Raw genomic sequence first — 4,268 nt, 5'->3', positions numbered from 1 at the left:
CAGGCTCCGTGATACAATATGGGACAGTACGGACCGCCGTACTTTTCAGCCTTATCAGGCGGCATACAATCGCATAATTTCAATGAAAGGCACATCCGCTGTTGCCATGCCACATTAATTATATATACCGGAAGGTTAATTATCAATCAGGATTTAGAACAGGATTGTGGAATTACTGGAGGACAACGATCAACTACTTAGATTATGGAGGACAACGATATGGAACAATCCCAGGGAAAACATCCGGCTAAACGCTCCCCGGGCCGGCCCAAACGCCGGCAGGAGGACACTCCCATGAACGAATTCATCCTGAAAACAGCTTCCGCTCTCTTCATGGAGTACGGCTATGAGCCGGTCTCGCTGCAGCAAATTGCCCAGGTATGCGGCGTAACCAAGGCTTCCATTTACTATCACTTTGAGAATAAAGCCCAGCTCTTCACGGCAGCCGTCACCGCCATGATGCAGAAGGCGCGCAATGCTTCCCTCCGGATTATGCAACAGGACAAGCCGCTCTACGACCGGCTCGTGGAGCTGGCCGAGAACAAGCTTCGGTTCCCGCATGGGGACTTTGAAACGATCATGCGCGATGCCAGCGCCTCGCTGGCGCCCGAACAGCTGGAAGAAATCCGCGTCAGCGAGGACCAGATTCACGATGTGCTGACCGTCAGCTTCACCGAGGCGATCAAAAACGGGGAGGTGCGCTCCGCACACCCGCTCCTTATGGCGCACACGCTGGCATCCATGCTGATGATCGGCAACCGGGAGATTGCCAAAGAATTCGCCCCGTCCGCGGGCGAACTGGCCCAGGAGATCGTCAACATGTTCTGGAACGGGGTCGGCGTGCAGGAAGCGTAGCGGTTAGGACTGGCTGAAGGCAGCCCCGATGGGTTGGCGGCATGCGGCTCGATTATGGCGTAGCTCAGCCGCCACTATGCTTCCGAGGCTTTTCGAGCCGACTTGCCGCGGACAGGCTTCTTCTGTTCCTTCTCCTGCTTCTGCCGCAGCTTCCAATCGTCGAGCCAAGCCCATAAGTAGTAAGCGGCGTAGCTCCGCCATGGCGACCAGCTGCGGCTGATCTCCAGCATGAGCGGAGAAGCCGGCTGGCTGTCAAAGCCCCACAGCACTTTCATTGCATTTTTCAGTCCGATGTCATCAGCCGGGAAGAAATCCGTTCGGCCTACACTGAAGAGCAGGAAGCACTCGACCGTCCATTTGCCGACGCCGCGGATCGGGAGCAGCCGGTTGAAAATTTCTTCGTCCGCAAGGTCCGGCATGGCGTTAAGATCGAGGGAGCCGTCCGCTACTTGTCGCGCCAAGCCGGTGATGTACTCGGCTTTGCGGCGACTGAACTGCAGCGGCAGCAGCTCGTCCGGTTCGAGCGCGGCCAGCGCTTCCGGCTTTGGGAAGCTGTAGAGCGTATGGTCCCCGATTGTCACGGGGGTGCCGTACTGCTCGGTGATTCGCGAGACGAGCGAAGCGGCAAAGCTCAGGTTCATCTGCTGGCCGATAATCGTCCGCACCAGATTTTGAAACAAATTTGGCTCCAGCAGTATTTTCAGCCCGTGCAGCCCCGGAAGAATGGAGCCAATAACAGGTTCATCCTGAAGCTGCGCATAGAACGGCCTGAGGTCCACATGGTTGGACAGCATTTTGCCTACATATACCCGGATGGCTTCGGTTTCCTTCGAATTACAGGCCTGCAGCAGCTCCACCTCCGCCGCCGGTCCCTGGCTGGTCTCCACCAAGGACACGGTGACCGGAATGTCGCGCCCTTCCGCCGGAATCACCTTCGTGAATACCGGGTATTCCGGATGAGCCAGCACGAGCCGGGGATTTTGCCCCCTGACCGCGTCCATGGTTCGTTCGATGCTAAAGGGCGTAAGCAGCGAGATTGTTTCTTTCATGTTCCGTACCTCCTGACTCCTGTAAAGTGATCAAGCATTCGCCGCAGGTTCGGTCTGCGTTTTTTATTCCTGAATGAACTTCTAAGATCAATATTGACAAACACACGTTCGATATTCAAGCATAAACTGCCAATATTCTAAAAAAAAGAGCAGCCGTCATGGCTGCTCTTTTGAAATGCGGATGATAAGTGTCGCGGGTGGGGTCGCCTTCACCCTCAGACAACCTCTTGAATGCTTCCGCCGGAAAACTGGCTGTTATACAGATCGGCGTAGAAGCCGCCTTTGGCCAGAAGCTCCTCGTGGTTGCCCTTCTCGATCACGCTGCCCTGGTTCATGACCAGGATCAGATCGGCGTCACGGATCGTGGACAGCCGGTGGGCGATGACGAAGCTCGTTCTGCCCTTCATCAGGTCGTTCATCGCCTTCTGAATAAAGACCTCCGTCCGGGTGTCGACGCTGCTGGTCGCTTCATCCAGGATGAGGATAGACGGGTCGGCCAGAATGGCACGCGCAATCGTCAGCAGCTGCTTCTGCCCTTGGGAAATGTTCGACGCTTCTTCGTTGAGCACGGTGTCGTAGCCGTCCGGAAGCGTACGGATGAAGTGATCGGCATGAGCCGCCTTGGCCGCCTCGATCACTTCCTCGTTCGTGGCGCCGGCCCGGCCGTAAGCGATATTCTCCATAATCGTCCCGTTGAAGAGCCAGGTATCCTGGAGCACCATGCCGAAAATGCTGCGCAAATTGCCGCGCTTCAAGTGGGTAATGTTCACGCCGTCGATGGTGATCGCCCCGCCGTTCAGCTCATAGAAACGCATGAGCAGGTTGATGAGCGTCGTCTTGCCGGCACCGGTCGGCCCGACGATGGCGATCGTCTGTCCCGGCTTCACGTCGATGTTCATGTCTTCAATGAGCATTGCGTCTTCCTTATAGCCGAAACGCACATGCTCAAACTCCACGGCCCCCTTCGGATTGTGCAGGACAGCCGCATCCGCCGCTTCCGGCACTTCCTCTTCCTCATCCAGCAGCTCGAACACGCGCTCCGCCGAAGCGATGGTGGACTGGATGATGTTCGCGATGTTGGCCGTCTGCATAATCGGCTGGGTGAACTGTCTGGCGTACTGGATAAACGCCTGCACATCCCCGATCGTAATCCGGCCGTGGGTGACGAAGATCCCACCGACCACGCAGACCAGCACATAACCGATATTGCCGATAAACATCATCATCGGCATGATGATGCCGGAGATGAATTGGGCTTTCCAGCCGGAGCTGTACAGCTTTTCGTTGATTTTGTTGAAATCTTCGACGGACTCCCGCTCGCGGCCGAAGGCCTTCACGATTTTATGTCCTGTGTACATTTCTTCCACATGGCCGTTGAGCTGTCCCAGGTTCTCTTCTCCTTCAGCAAATGGCGGAAGTGCGAGATCAGGAACAGACAGTAGTCCGTCCCGGCCCCGAACAGCAGCACCGTCATGATCGAAACGGCTTGGGAATCGACGGTGATCCAGCCCTTCTGGGCCATTAGTCCGAGCAGGGGGCTGACTGCGCCATACGCAAAGCCGACCGCGATCAGCGGAATCAGCGCCAGAATCGGCGAGCGGTAAATGAGCAGCAGGATGACCAGCACCAAAATGACGGTGGACATGAGCAGCTTGAAATCCGCATTCTTGAAGAGGCCGGTCGCGTCGATCGAAATGCCGACCGGACCGGTGACGCGGACGCTGAGGTCCGAACCGGAGTTATGGCTTGCGGCGAAGGGATCCTGCCCGGTTTCATGCGTGATCCCGGACTTCAGCTGCTCCACCCCTTCTTTCAGCTGGTCGCTGTCTGCGCTTTTCTCGAACAGCACGGGGGTGACCAGCGTGCTCTGGTCCTCGGACAGCATCGCTTTCAGCGCAGCCGCCGGCATTTGGTGAAATGGCGGAACCGAATCCTGATAAGGAACCGGATTCGCGCTCCATTCGGCATACACCTTCTGTACATGCTGTAAATCATCTTCTTTCAGCCCGCCTTCACGGTGCCAGACCAGCAGGGCGGGAACCCCTGCATCGCTGCTGAACTGCTCCTCCGCGATGCGTTCAGCCTGAACCGAAGGCTTGGCGTCGTCCAGATTGGCCGCATTGTTCTGGACCTCGCTGTTGACCATCGGCCAGATGGCACTCAGCACGCCCACGATGATGACCCAAACGGCCAGCGTGATCCATTTACTTCTTTTTCCGGCGACCCAGCGCCCGTATCCGGAATCCCCCATATTCTGCTCCTCCCCACCTGTTACAGGTGTCAAAAATGGTATAGTATAAGTACATGTTCATGCCGATAAAGTGCGGCTTCCGCAGGCTCCGTGATACAATATGGGACAGTACG

General features: G+C 56.6%; 3 protein-coding genes and 1 pseudogene. 1 reads left to right on the top strand and 3 read right to left on the bottom strand.

Translation table 11 applies throughout. The features are described from left to right. Positions 1 to 294: 294 nt before the first annotated feature. The gene (locus CPT76_RS30645; RefSeq protein WP_240913409.1) at positions 295 to 855 is read left to right on the top strand and encodes a TetR/AcrR family transcriptional regulator; all 561 of its coding nucleotides are present in this window, start codon (positions 295 to 297) and stop codon (positions 853 to 855) included. Positions 856 to 929: 74 nt separating this feature from the next. Here the strand turns inward: CPT76_RS30645 and CPT76_RS30640 are convergent, their stop codons facing one another. The 3 genes and pseudogenes from CPT76_RS30640 to CPT76_RS30630 all read right to left on the bottom strand — a co-directional run bounded on the left by CPT76_RS30640 (position 930) and on the right by CPT76_RS30630 (position 4,050). Next, positions 930 to 1,904: a DNA-3-methyladenine glycosylase family protein gene (locus CPT76_RS30640; RefSeq protein WP_105445547.1), complete on the bottom strand. Its 975-nt coding sequence runs from the start codon at positions 1,902 to 1,904 to the stop codon at positions 930 to 932. 215 nt (positions 1,905 to 2,119) lie between these two features. Then, positions 2,120 to 3,292: pseudogene (locus CPT76_RS30635) on the bottom strand (ABC transporter ATP-binding protein); the annotation flags it as partial. Beyond that, the gene (locus CPT76_RS30630; protein ID WP_258168995.1) at positions 3,238 to 4,050 is read right to left on the bottom strand and encodes an MMPL family transporter; all 813 of its coding nucleotides are present in this window, start codon (positions 4,048 to 4,050) and stop codon (positions 3,238 to 3,240) included. The gene CPT76_RS30630 and the pseudogene CPT76_RS30635, both read right to left, overlap by 55 nt. Positions 4,051 to 4,268: the final 218 nt, after the last annotated feature.

It is taken from the genome of Paenibacillus sp. AR247 (genome assembly GCF_002968895.1).
Classification (GTDB): Bacteria; Bacillota; Bacilli; order Paenibacillales; family Paenibacillaceae; genus Paenibacillus_AQ; species Paenibacillus_AQ favisporus.
This window is presented reverse-complemented; position numbering and strand designations above follow the sequence as displayed.

Coding starts and splice junctions, on each gene's coding strand:
- CPT76_RS30645 (WP_240913409.1), top strand. CDS start 295: ATGAACGAATTCATCCTGAAAACAGCTTCCGCTCTCTTCATGGAGTAC.
- CPT76_RS30640 (WP_105445547.1), bottom strand. CDS start 1,904: ATGAAAGAAACAATCTCGCTGCTTACGCCCTTTAGCATCGAACGAACC.
- CPT76_RS30630 (WP_258168995.1), bottom strand. CDS start 4,050: ATGGTCAACAGCGAGGTCCAGAACAATGCGGCCAATCTGGACGACGCC.